This window comes from Mycobacterium sp. D16R24, assembly GCF_002013385.1.
In the GTDB taxonomy this organism is placed as follows: Bacteria; Actinomycetota; Actinomycetes; order Mycobacteriales; family Mycobacteriaceae; genus Mycobacterium.
The window spans coordinates 200346-225674 of sequence record NZ_MAEV01000007.1 but is presented as its reverse complement, the minus strand read 5'-3'; the positions used below and the strand labels follow the sequence as shown (position 1 = coordinate 225674).

At 64.6% G+C, this 25329-nt stretch carries 24 protein-coding genes and 2 pseudogenes; 14 read left to right on the top strand and 12 right to left on the bottom strand.

The genetic code is table 11. From position 1 onward, the window contains the following. Positions 1–106: 106 nt before the first annotated feature. On the bottom strand, positions 107–484 hold the full coding sequence (locus B4383_RS06325; RefSeq protein WP_078289699.1) for a hypothetical protein: 378 nt from the start codon (positions 482–484) through the stop codon (positions 107–109). Between the two features lie 73 nt (positions 485–557). Here B4383_RS06325 and rpmH point away from each other — a divergent pair, with 73 nt between their 5' ends. The 9 genes from rpmH (at position 558) to B4383_RS06280 (ending at position 6840) form a co-directional block, all read left to right on the top strand. Continuing rightward, on the top strand, positions 558–701 hold the full coding sequence (rpmH, locus tag B4383_RS06320; RefSeq protein ID WP_030097696.1) for a 50S ribosomal protein L34: 144 nt from the start codon (positions 558–560) through the stop codon (positions 699–701). Positions 702–725: 24 nt separating this feature from the next. Then, positions 726–1109 (top strand): ribonuclease P protein component, encoded by a 384-nt coding sequence (rnpA, locus tag B4383_RS06315; protein WP_078289704.1) that lies wholly within the window; start codon positions 726–728, stop codon positions 1107–1109. Beyond that, entirely contained in the window at positions 1106–1390 is a 285-nt protein-coding gene (gene yidD, locus B4383_RS06310; protein ID WP_078289708.1) for a membrane protein insertion efficiency factor YidD, read from the top strand. The genes rnpA and yidD overlap by 4 nt, the downstream gene beginning before the upstream one ends. Beyond that, complete coding sequence (gene yidC, locus B4383_RS06305) at positions 1383–2480, top strand: membrane protein insertase YidC (protein WP_078289713.1); 1098 nt, start codon at positions 1383–1385, stop codon at positions 2478–2480. The genes yidD and yidC overlap by 8 nt, the downstream gene beginning before the upstream one ends. Before the next feature lie 41 nt (positions 2481–2521). Then, complete coding sequence (locus B4383_RS06300) at positions 2522–3067, top strand: R3H domain-containing nucleic acid-binding protein (RefSeq protein ID WP_078289716.1); 546 nt, start codon at positions 2522–2524, stop codon at positions 3065–3067. A 49-nt stretch (positions 3068–3116) separates the two neighbouring features. Continuing rightward, positions 3117–3830 carry a 16S rRNA (guanine(527)-N(7))-methyltransferase RsmG gene (gene rsmG / locus B4383_RS06295; RefSeq protein ID WP_078289721.1) on the top strand — a complete coding sequence of 238 codons (714 nt, stop codon included), beginning with the start codon at positions 3117–3119 and terminating at the stop codon, positions 3828–3830. Between the two features lie 58 nt (positions 3831–3888). After that, positions 3889–4797 (top strand): ParA family protein, encoded by a 909-nt coding sequence (locus B4383_RS06290; RefSeq protein WP_217697253.1) that lies wholly within the window; start codon positions 3889–3891, stop codon positions 4795–4797. A gap of 55 nt (positions 4798–4852) precedes the next feature. Further along, positions 4853–5836, top strand: coding sequence for a ParB/RepB/Spo0J family partition protein (locus tag B4383_RS06285; protein WP_078289729.1), 984 nt, complete (start codon positions 4853–4855; stop codon positions 5834–5836). A 254-nt stretch (positions 5837–6090) separates the two neighbouring features. Further along, positions 6091–6840, top strand: coding sequence for an acetyltransferase (locus tag B4383_RS06280; RefSeq protein WP_078289731.1), 750 nt, complete (start codon positions 6091–6093; stop codon positions 6838–6840). Between the two features lie 21 nt (positions 6841–6861). Here B4383_RS06280 and B4383_RS06275 read toward each other — a convergent pair whose 3' ends face one another. Then, entirely contained in the window at positions 6862–7773 is a 912-nt protein-coding gene (locus B4383_RS06275; protein WP_078289732.1) for an MBL fold metallo-hydrolase, read from the bottom strand. A 147-nt stretch (positions 7774–7920) separates the two neighbouring features. Here B4383_RS06275 and B4383_RS06270 point away from each other — a divergent pair. Both B4383_RS06270 and B4383_RS06265 read left to right on the top strand, forming a co-directional pair. Further along, a pseudogene (locus tag B4383_RS06270) lies at positions 7921–9204 on the top strand (cytochrome P450). A gap of 2 nt (positions 9205–9206) precedes the next feature. Next, positions 9207–9329 (top strand): annotated as a pseudogene (locus tag B4383_RS06265) (ferredoxin); the annotation flags it as partial. Positions 9330–9373: 44 nt separating this feature from the next. Here B4383_RS06265 and B4383_RS06260 read toward each other — a convergent pair. The 8 genes from B4383_RS06260 to B4383_RS06225 all read right to left on the bottom strand — a co-directional run bounded on the left by B4383_RS06260 (position 9374) and on the right by B4383_RS06225 (position 20518). Continuing rightward, positions 9374–10561: an N-acetylmuramoyl-L-alanine amidase gene (locus B4383_RS06260; protein ID WP_078289735.1), complete on the bottom strand. Its 1188-nt coding sequence runs from the start codon at positions 10559–10561 to the stop codon at positions 9374–9376. Between the two features lie 135 nt (positions 10562–10696). Further along, positions 10697–11026 (bottom strand): thioredoxin, encoded by a 330-nt coding sequence (gene trxA, locus B4383_RS06255; protein ID WP_078289737.1) that lies wholly within the window; start codon positions 11024–11026, stop codon positions 10697–10699. A 30-nt stretch (positions 11027–11056) separates the two neighbouring features. Further along, positions 11057–12034: a thioredoxin-disulfide reductase gene (trxB, locus tag B4383_RS06250; RefSeq protein ID WP_078289738.1), complete on the bottom strand. Its 978-nt coding sequence runs from the start codon at positions 12032–12034 to the stop codon at positions 11057–11059. Between the two features lie 153 nt (positions 12035–12187). After that, positions 12188–13084, bottom strand: coding sequence for a hypothetical protein (locus B4383_RS06245; RefSeq protein WP_078289739.1), 897 nt, complete (start codon positions 13082–13084; stop codon positions 12188–12190). A gap of 85 nt (positions 13085–13169) precedes the next feature. Continuing rightward, the gene (sigM, locus tag B4383_RS06240) at positions 13170–13754 is read right to left on the bottom strand and encodes an RNA polymerase sigma factor SigM (protein ID WP_078289983.1); all 585 of its coding nucleotides are present in this window, start codon (positions 13752–13754) and stop codon (positions 13170–13172) included. A 250-nt stretch (positions 13755–14004) separates the two neighbouring features. Further along, positions 14005–17436, bottom strand: a complete 3432-nt coding sequence (locus B4383_RS06235) for a lipid II flippase MurJ (RefSeq protein WP_078289741.1) — start codon at positions 17434–17436, stop codon at positions 14005–14007. After that, a complete protein-coding gene (locus B4383_RS06230; RefSeq protein WP_078289742.1) occupies positions 17424–19715 on the bottom strand; it encodes a DUF6049 family protein in 2292 nt (763 codons plus the stop codon). Before B4383_RS06230 ends, B4383_RS06235 begins: the two co-directional genes overlap by 13 nt. Further along, positions 19712–20518 carry an NUDIX hydrolase gene (locus tag B4383_RS06225; RefSeq protein ID WP_139360569.1) on the bottom strand — a complete coding sequence of 269 codons (807 nt, stop codon included), beginning with the start codon at positions 20516–20518 and terminating at the stop codon, positions 19712–19714. The genes B4383_RS06230 and B4383_RS06225 overlap by 4 nt, the downstream gene beginning before the upstream one ends. 62 nt (positions 20519–20580) lie before the next feature. Here B4383_RS06225 and B4383_RS06220 point away from each other — a divergent pair, with 62 nt between their 5' ends. Next, entirely contained in the window at positions 20581–22023 is a 1443-nt protein-coding gene (locus B4383_RS06220; protein WP_078289743.1) for a CCA tRNA nucleotidyltransferase, read from the top strand. Here B4383_RS06220 and B4383_RS06215 read toward each other — a convergent pair whose 3' ends face one another. Continuing rightward, complete coding sequence (locus B4383_RS06215; protein ID WP_078289985.1) at positions 22024–22770, bottom strand: TSUP family transporter; 747 nt, start codon at positions 22768–22770, stop codon at positions 22024–22026. It abuts the gene before it with no gap. Between the two features lie 167 nt (positions 22771–22937). On the opposite strand from B4383_RS06215, the gene B4383_RS06210 reads away from it, so the two are divergent. Both B4383_RS06210 and B4383_RS06205 read left to right on the top strand, forming a co-directional pair. Continuing rightward, positions 22938–23486: a pullulanase gene (locus B4383_RS06210; protein ID WP_078289745.1), complete on the top strand. Its 549-nt coding sequence runs from the start codon at positions 22938–22940 to the stop codon at positions 23484–23486. Positions 23487–23650: 164 nt separating this feature from the next. Continuing rightward, positions 23651–24790: a beta family protein gene (locus tag B4383_RS06205; protein ID WP_078289747.1), complete on the top strand. Its 1140-nt coding sequence runs from the start codon at positions 23651–23653 to the stop codon at positions 24788–24790. On the opposite strand, the gene B4383_RS06200 is transcribed toward B4383_RS06205, so the two are convergent. Continuing rightward, positions 24768–25310 (bottom strand): sce7726 family protein, encoded by a 543-nt coding sequence (locus B4383_RS06200; RefSeq protein WP_078289749.1) that lies wholly within the window; start codon positions 25308–25310, stop codon positions 24768–24770. The two genes, B4383_RS06205 and B4383_RS06200, sit on opposite strands and share 23 nt — an antisense overlap. Positions 25311–25329 lie beyond the last annotated feature (19 nt).

The window sequence follows — 25329 nt, the reverse complement described above, 5'->3', positions numbered from 1 at the left end:
CCCTTTTCAATGATCGGTCGTGGCTTTCCACACGGTTATCCACACCTGTGGACAACAAAGCAGACCACCATGATGGTGATCAGTGTGCGCATACCAGGGGATCACGTCAGATCACCTGTTCCGGGGGACCGGCTAGTCGGTGTCCGACCGCGATCGGCATCGGCCCGTGTGGGTGGTTCCGATGTGTTCGCCCGGTGGAAACGGCATTCGCAGAAGCTAACAGTTTTTGTTCCGCGCTGCCAACCGATCTGGAGACATCGCTGACAACTTTCGTCAAGGTGACAGACTCCTGTGCAGAGGGGATACGCGTGTGACGACTGTGATCAGTTTGACCGGCGACGAGCAGGTCAGTACCCTCAAACAGTCGCCCGAACGTTGGCGGCTCGGCCGCGAACCGCACGTCATCAGGGATGAAACCCGAGATTCCGTAGGCACCGCGCCGGTGGCGAGTGAGAAGTACCAACGGACTGATGCGTCTCAGCACATCGCGTGCGTCGTGAACGATCGGCGTGAGTGATGTCAGATGAGGGCGTGACGGACATGAAGGAGTAGTAGCGGTGGCAAAGGGCAAGCGGACCTTCCAGCCAAACAATCGGCGTCGCGCGCGCACCCATGGTTTTCGGTTGCGCATGCGCACCCGAGCCGGCCGCGCGATCATTGCGGTCCGGCGTCGTAAGGGCCGCAAGGAACTGACCGCCTGAGTTTCGGGCGCAGGTAGGTAGTCGGTGTTACCGACTCGACACCGGATGACTAAATCATCCGAATTCCGGCAGACCGTCAAGCGTGGGGTGCGAAGTGCCCACGCGGACTTGGTGATTCACCTCCAGCGTGGGTGCGTGGGCTCTACCCCCGGGCAGGCTGAGGGTCCCAAGATCGGTCTGATCGTCGGAAAGTCGGTCGGTGGAGCAGTGGTACGCCACCGGGTGTCCCGTCGGCTTCGGCATGTCGCCGCAGAAGTGCTGCCCGGACTTGAACCGGTCGATCGCATGGTGATCAGGGCACTGCCCAGCAGCGGCACCGCACTGTCGGCCAGTCTGCGTCAGCAATTGCGAGACGGAATCGATCGGTCGGTACGACGGCAGGAACCAGCGCCAGAACGGCAGCGATGAGAAGCCGTCCGGCGCGGGCCGTGATCTTTCTGATCCGCCTGTACCAGACCTGGATCTCACCGATGCGTTTGCCCAGTTGTCGATTCATGCCGACCTGTAGTCAGTACGCGGTTGAGGCATTGAGTGTGCACGGACTGGTCCGCGGCGGTTGGTTGGCGACAATCCGCCTACTGAAGTGTGGGCCGTGGCATCACGGTGGGTGGGATCCGATCCCTGAACGCCATACCAAGCACGGGGACGTAGAGCACGCGAGCGTGCGGAGGAGTACAGCGGATGTTTGATTGGTTCAGTCTCGGGTTCATCTATTACCCGGTCTCGGCGATCATGTGGGTCTGGTACAAGCTGTTCGCGTACCTGTTAGGGCCCAAGAACTTCTTCGCGTGGGCGCTGTCGGTGATGTTCCTCGTGTTCACCCTGCGCGCGATTCTGTACAAGCCGTTTGTGCGGCAGATCCGGACCACGCGGCAGATGCAGGAGCTTCAGCCACAGATCAAGGCGCTGCAGAAGAAGTACAAGAACGACCGTCAGCGCATGGCACTGGAGATGCAGAAGCTGCAGCGCGATCACGGCTTCAACCCGATCCTGGGATGCCTGCCCATGCTGGCGCAGATCCCGGTGTTCCTGGGCCTCTTCCATGTGCTGCGCTCGTTCAACCGAACTACCGGTGGCTTCGGCCAAGTGCATATGTCGGTAGAGGCCAACCGCGCCACTGGTAACTACATTTTCAGCGCGGGCGATGTCGCCAACTTCCTGGACGCCAACTTGTTCGGGGCACCGCTGGGCGCGACCATGATTCAGACGACAGGTCTGGACGCCTTCACCGAATTTAATAGGTGGGCCGTGGCGGGTGTCGCGGTGCCGCTGATGATCCTCGCCGGCGTCGCGACCTACTTCAACAGCCGGGCATCGATCGCGCGTCAGAGCCCTGAGGCCCAAGCCAACCCGCAGACCCAAATCATGAACCGGTTGGCGTTGTACGTCTTCCCGCTCGGCGTCGTGGTCGGCGGGCCGTTCCTGCCGCTGGCGATCATCCTGTATTGGGTGGCGAACAACATCTGGACGTTCGGGCAGCAGCACTACGTCTTCAACAACATCGCCAAGGAAGAAGAAGAGAAGAAGCAGGCGGATCTGGAGCGCCGGGCAGCCAACGCCCCGAAGCCGGGTGCCAAGCCAACACGCGGCGGCAAGAACCAGCCGGCCAAACAAGCAGACGAGTCCGACAACAACGCAGACGGCGTCGAGGTTGCGGAGTCCGATGGTACGGACGAGGACACCGGGGGACAGGCTTCCCCGAACTCCACAAACGGATCAGGCACGACGAGCCGCACCCCGAAGCCGGGTGCTCGGCCCGATCGTCGCCGCAAGCGCTAACCGCCCGCGATTCTGCACGGGCGTGACAAAGGAGAAGAACGATGACTGATCTGGACACGCAGGCCGAGGAGACCACGGCCGAGGTCGACGTCGCACCCGAGGGTGAGACACGTACCGGAGACCTTGAAGAGCGTCTGGTTGCCGAGGGCGAGATAGCCGGCGATTACCTCGAGGAGCTCCTGGACCTCCTTGACTTCGACGGTGACATCGATCTGGATGTCGAAGGCGACCGCGCGATCGTCAGCATCGATGGTGGCGGGGATCTGACTAAGCTCGTGGGCCGCAAGGGCGAGGTGCTCGACGCGCTCCAGGAGCTGACCCGCCTGGCAGTGCAGCAGAAGTCCGGTGAGCGCAGCCGCCTGATGCTCGACATCGCGAACTGGCGCGGTCGGCGCCGCGACGAACTGGCGGCGCTGGGCACCAAGATCGCTCAGCGGGTACTGGAGTCCGGCGACCGCGAGGAGCTCGCGCCGATGACACCGTTCGAGCGCAAGATCGTGCATGACGCTGTGGCGGCGGTCGATGGCGTGCGCAGTGAGAGCGAAGGCGTGGAGCCGTCGCGCCGAGTTGTCGTCCTGCACGACTGACAGTCACCAAATCTCATTGATGTAATTCTGCGGCCGCGCTCCGGGAGGAATGTTTCACGTGAAACACGGCGAGACCCTCCCGGTGCCGGAGGCCGCAGCCGAGGTATTCGGGGAGCGGCTTCCGGTCGCCATCGAGTACGTCGAAGCGCTCGCCACGATTGGTGTGGAGCGGGGTCTGATTGGGCCACGCGAGGCCGACCGATTGTGGGAGCGCCACATTCTCAATAGTGCGGTTCTGGGTGAGCTGCTAGACCCCGCGGAGCGAGTGATCGACGTCGGGAGCGGCGCCGGGCTGCCGGGCATTCCGTTGGGTATCGCACGCCCCGATGTAGATATCGTTCTCGTCGAGCCGATGCTGCGCCGCACCGAGTTCCTTCGTGAAATGATCGAGAGGCTGGGGCTGACCAACGTATCGGTGATGCGCGGTCGGGCCGAGGAGCCGAGTGTCGTGGCGGCGGTTGGCGGGGCGGACGCAGTCACCTCTCGAGCGGTCGCGGCACTCGACAAGATCGGCCGCTGGTCGCTTCCCTTGACACGGGTCGGCGGACGCATGCTGGCGATCAAGGGTGATCGCGCCGATGAAGAAGTGCAGCAGTTCGGTAGTGCGCTGAGCCTGCTCGGTGCCGACGATGTGAGGGTGGTGCAATGTGGCACGCGGTACCTCGATCCGCCCACCACGGTGGTGGTCGCGCGGCGGAAAGAATGCGGCGGAGACCGCCGGCGGGGGAGCTCCCGCGGCGGGATGCGAAAGCGGAGCCGATGAGCATCCGATCAAGGAGACGACAGTGAGTAGCGACGATGTTTCACGTGAAACCGGCGCGGTGGGTGACGGCCACCGATCGCCCGCCAACTTCGAGGAGTCGGAGACTCCCATCGGTGCGGCCGCTCAGCGCGCGACCCAAATCAAGCAGGGATCGGTACGACTTCCGAAGCCGACGCATCGCAGGATGCTGACCATAGCCAACCAGAAGGGCGGTGTCGGGAAGACCACAACTGCGGTGAACCTCGCCGCGGCGATGGCGATGCAGGGGCTTGATGTTTTGGTGATCGACCTCGATCCTCAGGGCAACGCCAGCACAGCGCTGGGTGCGGACCATCGTGCGGGCACCCCGTCTTCCTACGAGGTTCTCCTCGGCGAGATCCCCATCAAGGACGCCATTCAATCCAGCCCGCAGAGCGAGCACCTGTTCTGCGTCCCGGCGACGATCGACCTCGCCGGCGCGGAGATCGAGTTGGTCTCGATGGTCGCTCGTGAAGGACGGCTGCGCGGTGCGATCGCGGGGCTACCCGCCGACGCCTTCGACTTCGTCTTCATCGACTGCCCGCCGTCGCTTGGTCTGTTGACGGTCAACGCGCTCGTCGCCGCCAACGAAGTCCTAATCCCCATCCAGTGCGAGTACTACGCGCTCGAGGGTGTGGGGCAGCTGCTACGGAACATCGAACTTGTCCAGGCGCACCTGAATCCCGCGCTGCATGTCTCGACGATTCTGCTGACCATGTATGACGGCAGGACCAAGCTCGCGGATCAGGTGGCAGATGAGGTGCGCAGCCACTTCGGCCCGAAGGTGCTGGGCTCGGTCATCCCGCGCAGCGTCAAGGTATCCGAGGCGCCGGGATACGGGACCAGTGTCCTCGAGTACGACCCGGGTTCACGTGGTGCGCTGAGTTACCTGGATGCGGCGCGCGAACTCGCGCAGCGGCCGAGCCCGTCGGCGAGTGATCCGCAATGAGCGGCGCGCGCTACGGGAAGATGATCACGTGTATGCGAAAAGGGAGAAGTAACCGATGAGTCAGTCGCCAGCATCACGGCGTAAGGGCGGACTCGGCCGAGGCCTGGCATCCCTGATCCCGACCGCACCGGTCGACGGCTCGCCCACCTCCTCGGGTCCTCGTCTGGGCGACGCGGCGGCCGATGTGGTCATCGGTGGCGGCCCTACGGCTCCGGCGGTGCCACCGGTTGATATCGGCGCGGTCTACCGCGAGATCCCGGTGACGGCCATCAAGCCCAATCCCAAGCAGCCGCGCCAGGTGTTCGACGAGGAGGCGCTCGCCGAGCTCGTCCACTCCATCCGCGAGTTCGGAGTGATGCAGCCGATCGTGGTGCGCGTGGCTGAGGGCGGCGACTATCAACTGGTGATGGGGGAGCGGCGGTGGCGCGCCACCCAACAGGCCGGCTTGGACACCATCCCGGCGATCGTCCGCGAGACGGCCGATGACAATCTGCTTCGCGACGCACTGCTCGAGAACATCCATCGGGCACAGCTGAACCCCTTGGAAGAGGCCGCCGCCTACCAACAGCTTCTCGATGAGTTCGAGGTAACGCACGAGGAACTCGCCGCCCGGATAGGCCGGTCGCGACCGGTGATCTCCAACATGATCAGACTGCTGCGTCTGCCCATCGCGGTACAGCGCAGGGTCGCGGCGGGCGTCCTGTCGGCCGGACATGCGCGTGCACTGCTTGCCCTTGATGGTGGAGCGGAGGCACAGGAGGAGCTCGCCGCCCGGATCGTGGCGGAGGGGATGTCGGTGCGTGCCGCGGAGGAGGCGGTCACGCTGGCGAACCGCAGCGATGCCCCCAAGCCGACTCCGCGCCGCAAGCCGATCCAGATGCCGGGTCTTCAGGATGTCGCCGAGCGGCTATCAGGTACCTTCGACACCCGCGTGACGGTGAGCCTGGGGAAGCGCAAGGGCAAGATTGTCGTCGAGTTCGGTTCGGTCGAGGATTTGCAGCGAATTGTCGACATGATGTCCGGCGAGGCCACGTCCTAACCCACAGGGCAAAAACGTCACAGTGACGTGAAGCCCGCAAGAATCCAGCTGTGTCGCGAAAGCGGTTGGTAAATAAGGGGTTTCGGCTCTGCAGGGTGGCCGCGTGCCCGGTCGCGGCTCCGGTAACGGTTTTGGCACCTCAGGACGGGGCTGGCGGGTGCCAAACCAGAAATTTCGCATATCCTTGAGGGGTTGCCGGACGCATGAGGCGTACCGCGCACCATGTTGACCAGACGTGGAGGCGTACAAGACCAGTGTCGGCTCGGATCGTTCCTTTGCGGCTCGATGGTTTCGAGCAGCTGCCCAAGCACGCCCGGCGGTGTGTCTTCTGGGAAGTGGACCCCGCTACCGTCGGAGATAGTCAGCACCTGTCGGACCCCGAGTTCGAGAAGGAAGCGTGGCTGTCGATGGTCATGCTCGAGTGGGGGTCGTGCGGTCAGGTCGCGGTCACCGGCCCGCCGTCTCGACAGTCCACCGTGGGGTACGCGTTGTACGCACCGCCCGGGGTGGTGCCGCGAGCTCAGTTGTTCCCGACGGCCCCGGTCAGCGCGGATGCAGTCCTGCTGACTTCTCTGGGGGTGGAGCCGGGGCATGAATCAGACGGATTGCCGCACAGCATCATCGCCAACGTCGTCGCCGAGTTGGTGCGCCGTGGCGTGCGGGCACTGGAGGCGTTCGGCCGGACCAATGAGGCGCTGGAATTGTGCGAAGGTCCAGGGTCGGATCCTCTTCGCCCGCGCGGCTCGACGACGGCCAGATTCGCCGACGCCGCAGATGTGTTGGGCGAGTGCACCATCGAGCAGTGCATGATCGACGTGGACTTCCTGAAGGATGTGGGCTTCACCGTGGTGGCGCCCCATCAGCATTTCCCGAGACTGCGATTGGAGCTTGACCGCGGGCTCGGCTGGAAGGCCGACGTGGAGGCCGCGTTGGAGCGACTGCTGGAATCCGTGCAGATTCCGCAACCCGCCGGGGCGGGACCTGTAGTGGGCGCGGTGTTCTAGCGGGCTTTCCAGAACACTGACTTACTGCATGGCCTGAGGGTTGTCCCATGCGAACGCGGCGCCGCTACGACGGACACCGAGCGGTAGATGTGCCGGGAAGTGGGCGGTCACAAGTTGTAGGCCTTCGTCGGCGCACCGCGCCAGCAGTGAGCGACGTGCGGCAATGCCCACGAGGGGATCGGCGTCCGCGAAAAAGGGCAGATCTGGAAACTGTGCTTGCATCGGGTGGTGCAGTGCGTCGCCGGCGATGATCACGCCCGCACCCGGAGCGCTGATTTCGACGGCCAGGTGTCCGGGCGTGTGTCCCGCGGTGTCATGGGCAGTGATGTGGGTGGAGCCGTGGGAGTGGACCCGATGACCTGGCTCGATAAGGACGTGCGTCGCGTGTTCGAGGACCGGGAGCACACTGTCCTGATAGACCCAGCCGCCGCCATTGGTCCACTGCTCTGCCGGAGCTGATTCCCATTGTGTCTGAATGTATTTCAGCTCAGCGGAGTCGAATAGGTAGGTGGCGTTTGAGAAGGTGGGCCGCCACGTGCCCTCGGTCAATCGTGTGTTCCACCCGCAATGGTCCAGATGAAGATGGGTATTGATGACGATGTCGACATCGTCGGGATCGAATCCCGCCTGCGTGAGGCGGGTCAGGTAGTCGGTATCGAGCAGGTGCAGGTCCGGGAAGAAGGGCCGGTTCTTGTGGTTGCCCGAGCAGGTATCGACGATTACCACCGCATCGCCCAGCTCGATGACGTAGTTGTGGATGGAGAAGATCAGCTGGGTACCGTCCTCCGAGACGGCCGACGGCGTGTAGACGGCCCGGGCGAATGCGAGCTGCTCGTCGCTGATGGCCGGATACCAATCACGTGGCGGGATGGGCCACACCTCGCGTTCGGTCAGCTGCGTGATGGTCGCGTCGCCGACGGTGAAAGTGTTCACAGCCGCCGGAAACGCTGACCGGTAGAGGCGTATTCCCCAGATTCGCGTCTTTACGGCACGACCCGTGGTGGATGACCCGCGCAGGGATGCTCTGCGCTCACCCCACCCGGCCCAATTGGCCGACCCGTGGTGGGCAGTGTCGTGGAGATGCGGCGGGAACCGTTCGAGTTCTTTCGCCGCTGTGCCCAGGAGTACGGCGACATCTACCGTGTCCCATTTCCCTTGGGCGGCAGCATCGTTGTGGCAAACCACCCGGACTACGCCAGCCAGGTGATGGATGATCCGGTGGGCCGTTACAGCATGATCGGACCGGGCCAGGCGGCAATGGGCATGATCGGCGCGGCGATTCCGATGCTGGAGGGGAGAAGTTCCGGCAGCGGCGCCGGATGCTCATGCCGATGTTCGGACGCCGTCACCTGGCACGGGTTGCCCGAGGTGATCGCCGACGAGTTTGTCACCCGAGTTGACCGGTGGTCACGATGGGTTGACACGGGGCAGGCAGTGGATCTGCAGCGTTCCTTCGCGCAGGTCACCTTGCCGGCGTTCCTTCGCGCGATGTTCTCCTCGGCGATTACTGAGCGCGAGATCCACGAAACCGATGTCGACTTAAGAACTTTCATGTCGCTGATGGCCTCGGTGACGCTGATGAGTTCACTGCCGCGTCTGTTCCCCTTGCTCGGACGGGATACCGCACCCAGGTCCATGTGGCGATTGCGGAGACTGACGAAGCGGCTGATCGAGGAGCGCCGCCGGAACCCTGTCGAGACACCGGACCTGTTGAGCCTGTTGTTGGAGGCTACCTACGATGACGGAAGTCCCTTGTCCGAACGGGATCTCAGTATGGAACTGATGATCTTGATGGCGGGCGGATACGAGACGGTGGTGGCATCGCTGTCGTGGACGCTCGCGCTACTGCTGGCGCATCCCGATCACCTCGGGCGGCTCTACGCAGAGATCGACTCCTTGCGCGGCGCACTCCCGACCCCGGATGACTTGCCCAAGTTGGCCTGGGCGAAAGCGTGTTTCGACGAGGGGCAGAGACTTCAGGGCCACCCGCTCAATCCGAGGTTCGCGATGGAGGACGATGTGATTGGCGGGTACTTCATTCCGTGGCACACCATCGTCGGCCCATCGCTGTACTCGATGCATCGAGATCCGCGATGGTGGGTGGAACCGGACTCCTATGACCCCAACCGATTCATGGACGAGGCGCGGGCTAAGCAGCGTCCAAGGCTGGCGTTCATGCCATTTGGGTCGGGTAGGCACCATTGCCTGGGCACTGGCATGGGGTACATGAATGGGCAGTTCTTGCTGGCGGTCATCTTCCAGAGGTATCGCTTGACGCTGCCGAAGGGCTGGAAACCCAAGCACCATTTCAACTTCTCGGTGACTCTGGACGGTGGACTGCCCGCCATGCTCACGAGGGCGTGAGCATGAGCACGCCCGGTGACGGGTTCACCGTGACCGTCGATCAGGATCCATGCATGGGGTCGGGATATTGCATCGCCCAGTACCCGGAATTGTTCGAGGCCGATGCGGACGGTACTGCCATCCCGCGGAGCGTCTGCCCGGCGAGCGCCATGGAGGTGCGGAGTGGGAATTAGCTCCCGGCGGACAGTTCGTGGGCCAACAATTCGTCGAAAGTGAATGTGCCCGTGGGTCTGTCATTCTTGCCGAGTAGATACACGCGTTTGACTGCCGCCAGAATCGACTCGGCGACCACATCGCGGTAGTGCGCGGCGCTGAGGATGGAGACGTCATTCGGCGAGGTGATGTATCCGATGTCCACCTGCACGGTGGGCATCCGGGTGAGACGCAGCAGGTCCCAGGTACGGCCGTGCGCGCGACAGTCACGTAATCCGGTGCGTGCCGCGACTTCTCGTTGAATGAAGTCGGCCAGCATGTGCCCGATGGTGGACACCGAGCCGTGCAGGTTGCCAAAGTGGTAGGACGCGACGCCGCTGGCCGCCACCGTGGGCTGCGAGTCGAAACGCAGGCTGATCATCAGATCGGCGCCCACATTGTTGGCGTAGGCGGCGCGCTCGATGTCGGTGGGGTTGTTCTGGATGGCGCGCGAGATGTAAGTATCCATCCCGATGGCGGTCATCCGTCCCTCGAGACGGCTTGCCAAGTCCCACAACATGTCTGCTTCGCTGGTCGGGCCCTCGCGGCCGGGCACGATCACGCCGCGGTCAACCCCGCCGAGACCGGGGTCGATCACGATGCGCTTTCCCGACAGTTGCGGGCCGGCGTTACGGACGTGCTCGGTCTCGCGAATGGCGTGCGCAGATCCGCCGGTCACGTGACGGCCCAACAACTGGAAGGAGCGCAGGGTCTCCGGTCCACAGATACCGTCGGCGGTCATGCCGTACTCGCGCTGGTACGACATGAGCGAGTTGTAGGTCTGCAGGCCGAAGTTGCCGTCGACGAGGCCGGTGTAGAACCCGAGATCTTGCAGACGCTTCTGCAGGGTCGCCACGTCGTCGCCGTACATGGGCGCCGAGAACTGATGGAAAAGGGTGCGCGCCCCGAGACGGTATGAGGCTTCCTTGAGGGTGCGATAGGTCGCGGCACCGACTATCCCGTCGACCAGTAGGCCGCGGCGCTGCTGGAATGCCCGCACGGCGTCGTCCAACGTCGCATCGAAGTGGTCCATTGCGACGTGCCGACCGGTCGCCAGGACCTCATCGGGGTCCTCCAGGAACCCGAGTGCGGTCAGCACCTCGCGCACCTCAGTGACGGCCGGGCCTCGATCGCCGTGGCGAATGTTCGACGCGCCTGTCGTCATACTCCGCCTTTCACGAGAAACCGCACGACCATCGACCAGAGAGCGGGTGCCCGTCGTCTGGACCGCAATATTGTCTCAGATGCCTAGGCGATGGGCGAAACTCTCGGCCCTGTCGACCGAGCGGTGTTGGGCCGGTTAGACGACCCCATCCAGCTCACGTAGCAACGCCGACTTGCTCTTGGCACCGACGATGCGCTTGGTTGCCTCACCATTCTGGAACAGAATCAGCGTCGGGATCGAGGTCACCTGGAACGCGCGAGCGGTCTCTGGGTTGGCGTCGACATCCAGCTTGGCGATGGTGAGCGCATCACCGTGGTCCTTGGCGATCTCCTCGAGCACGGGGGCCACCATCTTGCAGGGCCCGCACCATGTCGCCCAGAAGTCCACCAGGACGGGCTTGTTGCTGGAGACGACGTCCTCCTGGAACGAATCGTCGGTGACGGTAATGGTCGCGTGGTCGCTCATGGTTCTCCTTGTGATCAGTGGCGGTGAGGCTTAAGCCTCGATGAGGGTCTGGGAATGTGCCGTCTCGGCAAGCCACCGTTCGGCGTCGATGGCTGCGGCGCAACCACTTCCGGCGGCGGTAACGGCCTGGCGATAGGTCCGGTCGACGAGGTCGCCGGCCGCGAACACACCCTCCAGTGAGGTGTAGGTGCTTCTGCCCCGCACCAGCACATATCCGTCGGGATCAACATCGACGACGTCACGGACGAGTTCACTGCGCGGGTCGTGTCCGACCGCGACGAACATGCCGGTGACGGGCAGCTGCGAGGACTCCCCGGTCACCGCGTTCTCCAGCTTGAGCCCGGTCACCGAATCGGTGCCCTCGACCCCGACGATCTTGGTGTTGGTCAGGACGTTGATCTTGGGATCCGCGTACGCGCGCTCCAGCATGATCTTGGAGGCGCGGAACTCGTCGCGGCGGTGGATGAGTGTCACACTGCGGGCAAACCGTGTGAGGAATGTCGCTTCCTCCATCGCGGAATCGCCGCCGCCGATGACGGCGATGTCCTGATCCTTGAAGAAGAAACCGTCACAGGTGGCACACGAGCTCACCCCGCGGCCCAGGAGGGTGTCCTCGCCCGGTACACCCAGATACCGCGGTGCGGCGCCCATGGCCAGGATGACGGCCCGGGAACGGTAAACCTCGTTACCGACGGTGACGGTCTTCACGGGTCCGCGCAGGGACACCTCGTCGACGTCCTCGGTGCGCAGATCGGCACCGAAGCGAATGGCCTGTTCACGCATCTGGTCCATGAGATCGGGCCCCATGATGCCCTCGCGGAAGCCGGGGTAGTTCTCGACCTCGGTGGTGGTCATCAATGCACCGCCGAACTGGGTGCCCTCGAAGACAATCGGTTTCAGCTGGGCACGGGCTGCGTAGACCGCCGCGGTGTACCCAGCGGGTCCGGAGCCGATGATGATGAGCTCGTGGACGTCCGATTCGGACTCGGTCGATACAACCTCCGACATGCGGTTCCCTTCTGATCCGATCTGAGTCCCTGTTCCACACAAGGCCCTGCGAGTGCTGAAACAACAGCCTAGAGCGGGATGTTCCGCACCGGGCGGGGCGGTGGGAGATAACACTGGGCGGGGCGGTGGGAGCTACACCGGGCGGGCGGGGTTCTACCGGCCGGGTGTCGCACCGATCCGGGTCTGGGCCACCCGCTGCGGATCGGACTGGTTGCATCCGGGCCGCACGGCCACGGCCAACAGCTCGCCCGGACGTTCGGCCGGCAGGACCATCAGCACCGCGGGGCCGTCGATGTCCAGCGTTTGCGCGCCGAGTACGGGCGTCGAAGCGGAGAAGCCGAGGCCGGTGAGGCAGGACGCACGCCGCGAGGCATCCTCTAGATCGCCGAACGCGGGGGTGCGGCCGACGAGGGCGGTGATCTCGTTGCCGGAGATCGGGAACGACGCCCCACCCAGTGCGCTGTGTGCGGGCAACTCCGGCGCCACAGGGGCGCCCGTCTTGGGTCCGATCTGTTGCGATAGCGATGGACCCACGGCGGTGGTGGTTTCGGAGGCGCGGTGATTGTTCTGCGCGACCACGGTGATCGCGACGGCAACACAGGCGGCGGCAGCCAACCCGGCGCTGGAGTATGCGATCCAGCGAAGCTTTGCCGCGGGGCGTCGGCGATGGTCCAGCGGGACCGGGCCGGTCACCAAGTTGAGACCGGGGTCGGTGGGCCGAACGGCATGCGCAGCTACCGCAGGCAACGTCGATTGGGCTGACTCGGCGTGCAGCGCGGCAACGATGTTGTCGACGACGGCCTCGGGTACATCGGGTGCGGGGCTCTCCATCCACGCCACCAGGTCGGCACGCACCTGATCTAGGGCGGCGAGCGCCGTGCGCGCGTCCGGATCCTGCTCTGCCCGTTGCCGAAGTACCTCAGCGTCGCCGGCGTCATAGACGCCGGCTTGCAGGTCGGCCAGGACCTCGAGTGACAGCGGTACCTCGGCGAGGTTCACCATGTCGAGGTTACCTTCGCCTTCGGGGCTGTCCGGGGTGCTGCTGACCATTTGAGTTCATTGTTCCCATATCCAGCTACCGCTGGCCACGCCAGTTGCCCAATTGGTAGGCGGATCGTGACACGGTGGCACACGGCTAGTAGTCGATGGTTTCCGGTTCGACGGAGCCGGCTTTGTCGAGATAGTGCAGGGCGACGGCCAGACGTGCGCGTGCTCGCGCACAGCGGCTCTTTACCGTCCCCTCGGGCACACCGAGCAGCTCAGCGGCATCGGCCACCGAGTATCCCTGCATATCGACTGCTATGACCGCGGCGCGTTGCTCGGCGGGCAGCCGTAGCAGGGCCTTCTGGATGACGATCGAGGTATCGATGTTGGTCGACGGGTCGTCGAGGGTGTAGACGTCCTCTTCGAGTTCGATCGGGCTGTGCGCCTTGGTGCGACGCAGACGGTCCAGACAGGCATTCACGACAATGCGATACAGCCAGCTGGTGACGGCGGCGTCATTGCGGAAATTGGCGGCCCCGCGGTGCGCGGACAGCATCGCCTCCTGGAGCGCATCGGCGGCATCCTCGGGGGTGCGGCTGGTGGCCCTCGCCAGTCGGTAGAGCCGACGGTGGTGACGGCGGAACAGCTGTTCGAAGGCTGAAGGATCGCCGGCGACATGGGCAGCCAACAACTCGGCGTCCGAGTGCTGAGGAGTCGTGAGAACCCCCTGAACCATGCCCACACGCGCACAGTAATCAAAAATGGGGCTCGGCGTCGACCACGAGCTGACCCCACAGCAAACTGTTATACAACTTTCAATAATCTGTAACAGTGATTTGCGTAACTGAGCAACATGAACAGCAGTTCAGCGCCCAAATCCGAGGTTGCCATCGGGTTTCAACTACCGCGAAAAATATAGGGGTAGAAATTGCGGAGCCATACTGAAAACCGTTCGGTAACTCCTCGACTGTCAGGCGATCCTGCAGCTAGGAAGCAGTTGTGACCGTGATTTCGCCGATTTCCGCGTGGTGATCACCGTTGGTGGAACCCAGCTTGTTGATCCAGACCAGCACATGAGAGACCTGCGAGCTGCTGGTGATCGGAATCGTTGTTTTGCCGGACTGCAGGGTGGTGGTAGCGGAGATCTCCTTGGTGTCGTTGAGGGAGCCGGGCGTAGCCGAGTCGGCGGAACGAATCTGCACTTGTGTTCCGACACTGTGAGATTCGATGCTCACGCTACTCAGAGCGCTCGCGGACTGCAGATCGAGCAATAGCCCCACACCGGGCTTGAAGAGCACCGGGAAGGGATCGGCATCGGTGTAGGTGTCGGTTGCCCACGATGTGGAAGCGTTGCCATCCACGGCCAGACTTGCCTTGCCGGGCTGATCGGCGTCGGGGCCCGGAGGGAACACGGTCGCTTGCACAATCTTGGCCGGGCTACCTGGCTTCGTGGTGTCGCCGTTGGACGACTGGGTGGGTAATCCGATCCCGACATTGATCTTGTCCAGGGGACCGACGTCGCCGAAGATCCGCGTGACCCAGACACCCAGTGCAATGCACAGTGAGATGACGAGAACGCCGACCACGCCGAGCCCGATCAGGAAGATCTTGCGGTGGCGTGCGGCTTCTTCCGGGTCGTCGTCGAGATTCTCGTCATCCTGGTCGTCGTCGAGATCCCCCGGACCATGGAACCCATGGGTCCGGCCCACGTTCAGGGCCTGGGTGGGCGCCGCGGCGGCGGGCTCCAGCATGGTGGTGTGGTCGACGCTCGCGATGGCTGATTCCAGCCCGTCGAGTAGGTCTGCGGCAGAGCCGGGATCATCGCTCAGCGCGCGTGCGGCCACATCGGAGATCTCCGTGGGGACCGTCGGCACAATGATCCGTGCCTCCACGGGCAGACCGTCAGGAGCCCGACTGGCACCGGGAAGGCCGCTCGGCTGGCCGGTTTCGGCCAGCGGCCAGCGGCGTGTGGTCAGCGCGTAGAGGGTGGCGCCGAGGCCGTGAACGTCCTCGTCCGCGGTGGCCGAGGACAGGGTGGCGGGGAACGCGAGCACCGCGTCTCCGTCAATGCTGATACGCACGCGATCGGGGTGGTCGATGCTCAGGGCCGACCCGGCCTCAAAAGCTGCGTCGGCAGCCTCTGCGAGGGATCGGACGGCTCGGCTGGCACCTACAGCGGACGGCTCGGTATCGGCGACCTCGCGCAGCGAACCGCCTCGGACCCACTGCGCGACGATGATGCCACCGGTTCCCTCACGCACGGCATCTAGCACTCGGGCCAGGCCCGCTGATCCAATCTTGCTGAGCCGCAAGGTATTCGAGAGGATGTCCTGCACCTGATCGGAGCTGAAGGTGGCGCCATCAATGATGGTGAGCGCCACCGGCCGATTCAGCTCGGTATCGGTGGCCTGCCAGAACTGCAGCCCGTCCGGGCCTCCGTGCGAGGTGAGCAGGCGGTAGCGGCCGCCCGCGATGCTGGCACCGGGCCTCATCGAGGTGGGTGCTGAACCCCCGGACGGGGGCTGGGTGGAAACAGACCGGGTCGATGACCCTGGGGTGTCTGTCACGGCCCGGCCCTTTCTCGTATCAGCACCGCCCCCGTGCGCTGGTTTGTTTGCGGTTGTGGAGTCGTCGGCACCACCGCCGCCGACTCGATCACCCGAATCAGGGTACGGCAGGGTTGGCGCAGGGGAGTTGCCCATGACCGAAGCGTGATCTTGGACGCCGGCCCCGAGTCGACCGCCCAGGCGGCGCTGCAGCATGGCGACGACGCTGAGTGCCTCCGGGAGCTTGACCGCCACCATGAGTGCGAAGGTGACCGTGAGCATGACGGTGCCCAGGATGGCCAGCCGCAGGACCGAGCCCAGGCCGCCGCCCGCCCGAGTAAGCAGGTCCAGGTCGAATCCGCGGTCGACGCCCAGGCCGATGGCGGCCGCGGTCGCCGAGACGGCGAGAGTGACCAGCACCGTACGGGCCACGTCTGGACCGATGAGCGGTCCGGAGGCGCGCCCGATGCTCCGGCGCAACAACAGGTATCCGCAGATGGCCCCCGCGACAAAGCCGAGGCCGTTGGCGGCACCGAGATAACCCGCGACCAGGCTGGGGTCGTCGGTGAGGTGCGGGGCAATCACCGAGCCGACAATCTTCACCGCGGTGATCACAACGATCATCAGCGTGGGCGTCCACGCCTCGTGCCGCGCGTAGAACACCCGAAGTTGTAGCAGCACAAGGGCGTACGCGATAAGGGTGAAGGACGAGAGCGAGATTGAGAGCCCGAGGTAGTGGGCGTTGCCGAGGGTGAAGTGCCCGTAGGCGGAAAGTGCCGGCCCCATCGCCGGACCGCCGACGGTCATCACCGCCACCACCGGGATCAGCACGACCATCGTGAGCCGGGTGGCCAGCGACATGTCCCCAACCACCGCGGCGGTGTCCTTGGCGGCCGCGTTTCGGCTGAGCCGCGGCATGACCGCGGTGAGAATGGTTACGCCGACCACCCCGTAGGGCAGCTGCAGGATCATCCAGGTCTGGTTGTAGATGATGGGGCCGGAATCGGCTGCGTGGGCGGCGATCCGGTTGGTGATGACGAATCCGAGCTGGCTGATCGCCACGTACGCGAACATGGCCGTGGCCATGCCGGCGAACTGTTTGAGCCTGTCGTCAATCCCCCACAGCGGTCGCAGGGGAATCCGCTGGCGCCGGATCGCCGGGATGAGGACCAGGGCCTGGGTCACCACGCCGAGCGTGGTGCCGATGCCGAGCACCAGGAGTTTCGGATCGCTCATCCGGGTTGGGTCCAGCGTGAGCTCGCCGGGCATGAGCCAGAACAGAATGAGCGCGGCGATGGCGACGAGGTTGTTCCATACCGGAGCCCAGGCGGGGGGCCCGAACACATTGCGGGTGTTGAGGATCGCCATGAACACCGAGGACAGGCCGTAGAAGAAGATCTGTGGCAGAAGCAGATACGCCAGTGCGGTGGTCAGCGGCGTACTGACCTTCGGGTCGCCGCCGAGTAGCAGTGCGGCGAGCAGGGGTGCGGCCAGCACGGAGAGCACCGTTGTCAGCAGTAGCAGCGTGGTGGCGATGGTCAGCAGCTTGCGGATGAAGGTCAGACCGCCGTCGGCGTCCTCCCGCTCGGCGCGGGTGAGCACCGGAATGAATATGGCGGTGAAGGTGGCCTCGAGCACCAGTGCGGCAATGATGTTGGGCAGCTGGTTGGCAGTCGAGAACGCGCTCGCGGACGCGGCGCCGAGCGCCGCGGTGATTAACAGCAGCTTGATGAAACCGGTGATCCGGCTGACCAGGGTGGCCACGGCCATCGAGCCCGAGTGTGCGACGACGGCCGCGTCGGAAAGCTCCTCGATCGTGTCGTCGGACTCGGGATCGGGTAGGGGGTCCAGCGGCTGTCTCACGGCTGCCATGTTTCGTTGTCGCGATCCAGATCCGCCCGGTCCGGTTGACCGCGGAACCGGTGCCACAGGCGCCGGCCCGTCAACGCGAAGAGCACCGTCGCGGCACTGATGGTGATGAAGAACAGCGGCTTGCCGTAGGCGTTGGAGTGCACGGAGAGACGTACCGGATCGCCCAGGGGCAGACCGTCGGGCGTATGCAGCGTGACGTCTACCGCCATTCGCTGGGACACGTTGACCTCGACGGGAACCTTCACCGGCAAGAATCCGGGCGGAATCTCTTGCACACCAACATCTGTCGCACTCATGCCGGCGGGTGTCTCGACGCGGAGGGCGACTCTGATCGGTACCGGAAGCTCGTTGCGTAGCACCAACGGCAGCGGGCTGTGCTCGGTGGCCAGGGTGTAGGAACCTCCTGGATTGACGACGGTGACGGCGTTGAACAGGTCGCCGACCGTCCGGCGGATGGCAGAGAGCCGTTCCTGGGCGGTGTCGTCACGCGCGTCCGGCGGCACGCTTTGGCTCACGGCGCGCAGGGCGTCCTGGCGCAGCGGATCGGTGTATTGGGCACCGGTGAGCCCGGTGCGAGCATCCACAGTCAAGGCGGCGGTCAGTCCCCACAGCCGCCGGACCTCGTCGCCCAGCCCCAGCGACACCCCATCGTCCACAGCACCGTGGGAATCCACTCCGAACGCGGTATCCACCGGATTGGCCTGGGCGCCGGCACGCGCCTCGCCGATGACCGTCGGCAGTGGTCGGGGTAGCGCGAGTCCGGCGTGCAGAAGCGTGGAGGTGGCGGACAGGATGGCGCGTGCCTCGCCGTCGGACAGGTCCCAGGTGGCGTCCGGGAGCAGAATCGTCTGGCGGGGAGTCTGCTGGGGAGTGAGCGCCTGCCAGGCCATCGCGCCGAGCGCGTCCTGCATCCGCGCCACGCGTGAATCATGTTGCAAGGCAAAACGAAGTGAAGTCGGCACGTATTCGGGGGTGCTGGGTGTGCGACCGGCGGCACTCAGCGCGGCACCCACCGACGGGTCGAAGGGTGACGCGACGACGGTGTCGGACACGCGGCGCGCGTTGAAGTCGGGTGGAGTTTCCTCACCCGAGGGCAGAGCCGACACCGCGACGGTCGGCCCCAGTCCGGTGAGCAGGTCGATACCCGCCTTGGAGAGGTGGCTGTCGCCAAGCAGCGTGGCGCCGCGCAGGCTGTTGATTCCCAGAACTTGATCGAGGACGTCGGCGGCACCGGTGGTGGCCTGGTGGGCGAGGCCCTCGTCGGACATCTGAGCGACCGCGTTCAGACTGGCCTGTGCGTACGGCAGCGGTGTGATGCAGGTGTGCCTGGCCAATGCGCGCAGCCGGTCGAGCCATGCGACGGCGAGTCCCTGCCCGGTGCCGGGGTGCACGGGACCGGCGGGATCGGCGGCGTTGTCGAGAACCTGGTAGCCCAGGGTCATTTCGTTCACCGTGACCAGCAGATCGGGGTCAACGGCCATGCAGACCGTGCGGCCCAGATCTCCCTTGGGGTCGACGGCCGGGTCGGTCGCGAACTCCAGGGCGCCCAGCAGCGCGTCCAGTCGGCCGCCGGGAGATAGCGAGCGTTCCAGCTGATCGTCGAGCAGTCGTATGGGTGTCGGTCCACCAGGTTGACCGGGCACCAGTCGCGGCCGGTCGGCCAGGGGCCAGAGCAGAGTCAGACCCACGGGACGGGAGGTATCGGGGGCGACTTCGGGTTCGGAGGCAGCACCGGTCGGGGGCGGAACTCCGAGAACCGGGAGCAGAAAGCGGGCGTCGTCGAGCCGTGCGGGGGCCCCGTAGTCCGGGGTGCCGTTGACGTTCACCAGAGCCGGATAGACCCCAGGGGCCGCGATGTTCCAGGTCGGTCCGGTGCCGCCGCGCAGCGGGAAGGCAAGTGTGAAGGGACGTTGCTGCCCCTGTGTGAGAGTCCCTGCGACAGTGACGAACTCGCCGACGGGCTGGTACTGGTCATGGCGGCCATGAAGACTGGCCCGCAGCTCGGAGCTGGTGGCGACGGCTTCGGCCCGCTCCAGCCGGACGACGACATCGGTGACCGGTCGATCGCCGACGTTGGTCACGGTGCCTCGCACGGTCACCATCGAATCGACGGTGGTGACGGTCTGCGGTGTCACCTCGTCGAGGACGACCTTGAGGAACTGCCCGTCGCGATAGGCCTGCGCGCGGGGGGCGGACCATGGAGTGCCGAGCAAGACAAGCGCGAGGACGGCAAGTACTGCCGCCACACGCGTCGCGCTGCGATGCGTGAGTCGGGTCATTGTTGCGGACCGCGCCCGGTTCGCCGGCCCGGTGTCCTGTGGGTACTCGAGTGCGTTTGAGGTCGCCGTCTCGGCGTGGATTGGGGTAGGGGTGGCAGCGATTCGGGCCCCCCGGAGTGCAGTTTGTCGATGAGGTCGCCGGCCACCTCAGCCAGCCGTCGTTCGTCGGCGTACGCCAGACGGGTGGGCAGCTCGCCGAGGGGAACCCAGGCGACTTCGGTGACTTCGACATCGTCGTCGGACAGCTCGCCGCCCAGGGAGCGCATCAGATAGTGATGCACGGTCTTGTGTACGCGGCGGCCCTCGGTGACAAACCAGTAGTCGATGCTGCCGAGTGCGGCGAGCACGCTGCCGCGGATTCCGGTCTCCTCGGCGACCTCGCGGATCGCGGTCTGTTCGGCGGTTTCGCCCTGTTCGATATGGCCCTTGGGCAGTGACCAGAGCATCCGGCCGCGCCGGTCGGTGCGCCCGATCAGGGCCGCCACCTGGCCATCCTTGGGGCCGTCGATGCCCGCGATGACCAGGCCACCGGCGGAGGTTTCGCGGACGGTACGCAGCGAGATTCCTGCGGTGCCGCCCTTCGCGCGCCCGCGGCCCTTTCCGCCGGTGGCAGCTGCCCCATTGGATTCGGAGGAAGCGCCAGCGGCGGGTGCGGCCGCCGGAGTGCCGGCGCCTTGCGCCCTGCCCTGTGCTCGGCCCTGCGATCGGTTGCGCCGACCACGGCGTGACCCTTTGCCGCGCGCTGAACCGTTGGGCTCGTCCGACGACCCACCCGTGCGGGAACCGCCGGAGGAGTCAGACACCCATGTGATAGTAGTTCCCGCTACTGAGAGCCCTATCGATACGCGCCGGTAGGCTGCCCGACGTGCCCGAATCGATACCGACCACCGAACTGTTGGCCACCGCCGCAGTGACCCTGAACCGGCACCAGAAGATGCTGTCGGAGTTAGGCGCGCTCTTCGATTCGGCGGGCTTTGACCTGTATCTGGTGGGCGGCACTGTCCGCGACGCCCTGCTGGGCAAGTTGGGCACCGATCTGGACTTCACCACCGATGCTCGCCCCGAGCAGGTGCAGGAATTGGTGACCGGCTGGGCCGAGGCCATCTGGGATACCGGTATCGCCTTCGGCACCATCGGGGTGGCGCGCAAGGGGCAGCGGGTGGAGATCACCACGTTCCGCAGCGACAGCTACGACCAGCAGACACGCAATCCAGAGGTGGTTTTCGGCGACAGCCTCGAGGGTGATCTAGTGCGCAGAGATTTCACCGTCAACGCGATGGCGGTCAAGATCGGGCCGGACGGGCCCGGAGAATTCTGCGATCCGCTCAATGGGCTGGAGGCACTGCGCGCCGGGGTGCTCGATACCCCGGCGGCTCCGGAGATTTCCTTCGGAGATGACCCGTTGCGCATGCTGCGGGCGGCCCGGTTCGTCTCGCAGCTCGGCTTCACGGTGGCGCCCCGGGTGCTGACGGCGCTGGACGCGATGTCCAGCCAACTGGGCCGGATAACCGTCGAACGAGTGCAGGTCGAGCTGGACAAGCTGATCCTGGGTGCGCATCCGGTCGCCGGAATCGATCTGCTGGTGGACAGCGGGCTGGGCGCGGTGGTGCTGCCCGAGGTCGGCGAGATGCAGCTGACCATCGACGAACACCACCAACACAAGGACGTGTACCGGCACTCGCTGACGGTGCTGGAGCAGGCCGTGGATCTCGAGGACGAGGGCCCCGATCTGGTGCTGCGGTGGGCGGCCCTGCTGCACGACATCGGTAAGCCGGCCACCCGCCGGCATGAGGACGGCGGCGGGGTGAGCTTTCACCACCACGAGGTTGTCGGGGCCAAGATGGTGCGCAAGCGGATGCGTGCTCTCAAGTACTCCAAGCAGATGGTCGATGACGTGTCGCAGCTGGTGTATCTGCATCTGCGGTTCCACGGGTATGGGGACGGCAAGTGGACCGATTCCGCGGTGCGCCGGTATGTCACGGATGCCGGCCCGTTGCTGCCCCGGCTGCACAAGCTGGTGCGTGCGGACTGCACGACGCGGAACAAGCGGCGTGCGGCCCGGCTGCAGGCCAACTATGACGGGCTCGAGGAGCGCATCTCCGAGCTGACCGCTCAGGAGGATCTGGCGCGGGTGCGGCCCGATCTCGACGGCAACGCGATCATGGAGCTGCTGGGTGTTCCCGCCGGACCGATTGTGGGACAGGCCTGGCGGTTCTTGAAGGAGCTCAGGCTGGAACGGGGTCCACTCGACCACGACGACGCGGTCGAGGCGCTGCAGGAATGGTGGGCGGCCCGCGACGGCTCCTGATCAGCCGAGCATGTCATAGCCGAGCTTGCCGACCATCACCACGACAACCACTAGTAGCACCACCCGGACAAATCCCGCGCCGCGTCCGAGTGCCATATGCGCACCGAGCTGAGCACCCGCGATGTTCGCGACGCCGAGTGCTAGCCCCAGCAGCCACAGCACATGGCCCTGCGAGGCGAAGACGACGAGCGCTCCCACGTTGGTTCCGGAGTTGAGCACCTTGGCGGTGGCCGAGCTTTCCAGGAAGGTCATCCCCGCGACGGCGGTCAACGTGATGATCATGAAGGTCCCGGTGCCTGGGCCCATGATGCCGTCGTAGAAGGCGATGAGAACGGCGGCCACCGCCAGGGCGGTGAGGGTGGCGGTCTTGGTGCGTGCGGTGGCTGTGGTCGAGGTTCCGAAATGGGGGCGTGTCGCGACAAACGCCCCCACCGCCACGAGCAGGACCAGCACCACGGGCTTGAAGACGGACACCGGTAGCCGCGAGGCGGTGTAGGCACCGGCGCTGGAGAACGCCGCCGCGACGACGAAGGCTCCGAGTAGCGCGCGCCAGTTCAAGGGCGTCTTGGGGAAGAGCCGGACAGCGGCCGATGCGGTACCCGACAGCGCGGCGAGTTTGTTGGTGCCCAGCGCGGTCGCAGGGGTCATCCCGGGGAAGACGAGCAGCAACACCGGGATGAGGACGAGCCCGCCACCACCCACAACCGCGTCGACCCAGCCGGCGGCGGCTGCTGCACTGAGAAGCAGCGTGAGCGTAGGGGCATCCACGGGGTGAGAGATTACGGATGGAACCGAATCGCTGTGGTTCCCCTCCTATCTATGTGAACCGAAATCAGCGCACGTTCTGTCCGGGGGGTTATCCACATGCCCGAAGAGGACGGAACGCCCGGGCTCGTCGGGGGCTCGTATCAGATATGGACTATTGCCTTGGTGGGGGAGACGGGGTCGTCACCGCGTGGGAAGCATCACCCAATGTCGACCTGGACGGTGACGGGATTCTCGACGCGGTGCGCCTGGATTTCGATGGTGACGGGTTGTTCGACGATGTGATGTGGGACGCCGACGGTGACGGCTCGGCCGACCACAGCGTCCTCGACGTGGACAACGACGGCAGGCCCGAGGCGTACTTCACCGATGATGGCTTGGGCACGTGGGCGTTTCACGTGGAACGAAGCGGATCGATCAGCTGGTTCGGCCTGGACGGTGTCGAACACACCGGTGGCGCAGCCGATATCGACGGGGATGGCAGACCCGAGCAGCTGCTCGATGTTGATGGCGACGGTGACGCCGAAAGAGCCTTCCGTACCAGCGAATCCGGGTCTTCCGTCTATGCCGACACTACCGGTGACGGTCGCTGGGATGTCGAGCTTATCGACGCTGACGGCGATGGCGCCGCCGATGCGGCCCGGCCGCTGGGACCTCCGCTCCCGTCAGCGCAGAATGCGGTCGAAGGCCCGCCCTAGCGGTTGGCGCTAACGGGACATCATGCGGTCTAGTACTGCTGTCGGCCGGTAGGCGGGCGTACAACTGGCCCCGCGCAGGAGGCCACAGATGCTGAACAGGTGCGCGAGAATTTCGCATCGAACCGCCACTAGCGCAACCGCTCTCCCCTTAGTCTGAGTTGACGATGTTGGCGAATGGGGGAAGCATGCGGGACCAAAGTCACTACATTCCGATTCTCAAGGCTCGGCTCGGCGAGTTCACTGCGCTGCGAAACATGGGGGAGGCCCGGTCAGCACAGTTCACTCCGCTCATCGAGTTTATGCCGACCGGTGATGAATTGGACGACGAAACCGGTGAGCCGATCCCTGAAAAGGTCAGCGCAACGGTGTTGAAGACGTCGAGTCGGCTATACGAGAACTGGAATGGTTCACAGGATCTCATTGTCGATCTACACGCGTTACCCCCAGTAGAGGACTATTTTCCTGCTGCAAACATTATCGACGAGTTCTATGAGCGAGATGAATCCAAGGTTATACCTGTCTGTCGCCCAATGGATTCCGACAGTGTTGCATTGATCGAACGCCTCCGTGAGTCGCTTGGGCGATTCGACAAGCGCGAGGTCTGCATACGGCTGTCAGACGAAGATCTAGACGAGCGCGATGAGCCGATGGCCAAAACATTGGACAGACTTTTGAGTCAGCTGAGGACCCAACCGGACTGCGTGGATTTGGTGATCGACTTCGGAGCAGTCAACGAGGCTTCGGCATCATTTGCGGCCCGAATCGCGCGGCTCGTGATTCTAGATCTTCCCCACCGCGACGAGTGGAAGTCGTTGACACTCGCGGCCGGAGGATTTCCTAACGCGCTCGATGGCGTCTCGCCGTGGAGATTGGCCGACCTGCCGCGATGGGAACTCACCACGTGGCGCAATGTTCGAGATCGATTGCAGGACAAGCTAAGAGTGCCGTCCTTCGGTGACTATGCCGTCGCGTACCCCAGTCAACAGGCCGGGGTCCCCTTTGCGCCGGCGCCTCAGATTAGATACACCGCTTCAGAGGCGTGGCTCGTGTTGAAAGGGCGAAAGAATGACCGCCGCGGTAGCGCGCAATTCTTCGACATCTGTGAAGTCGTTGCGCAGCATCCGGAGTTTACTTCGGAACTGTCTTGGGGTGATACACAGATCGCGGAGAAAGCGCAGTTTGCACACTTGGATCCGGTGCCGAACGGGGCAAGATCAGGCAATGCGATGACATGGCGCGCCATCGGAACAAGCCATCACATCGCCCACGTCGTTGACCGCCTTACCACGCGGGGCGAACCTTGAGCTGCGTACGGACACCGAGCTGCAGATCCGCAATTGGCCAGTCGGCCAGTCGGTCCCAGAGATTCCAACGGGTTTCGCGGGCCTTTACACATTCACCGTGGGTCTTCAGGAGAGAAGCTGCTTCATCGCGCCAGAGCAGCTGTGCGACCGAGAGTGAATCGCACTCGCGGTTGCGGCGCGGCTTCCGCCTCTGTTTCAGAATCACGCCACCGTCTAGCTCGCGAGTTTCGACGATTCCCCACCACGAAGGCACTACTTCGCGCATCTTGCTTAGATACCTATCACCGCAAACAATGGTACAGAAATCCAGTACCTTGCTGTATAGCTCGATCTGTGCTGGAAGGCGCGCGAGAGTATCTCGGTCGCTTTTGATCTCGTACCCATGGAGTGATCCGTTGATCACCGCTACGTCGACGCGCGTCGCGCCTAAGCAAAGTCCCATTTCATTGACGATCTTGTCGCCGTGGAATTCACGCCGAAGCTTGTCGACTAATGCGGCGCGAATATCAACGTCACGCATACCCGCACTATACGACATG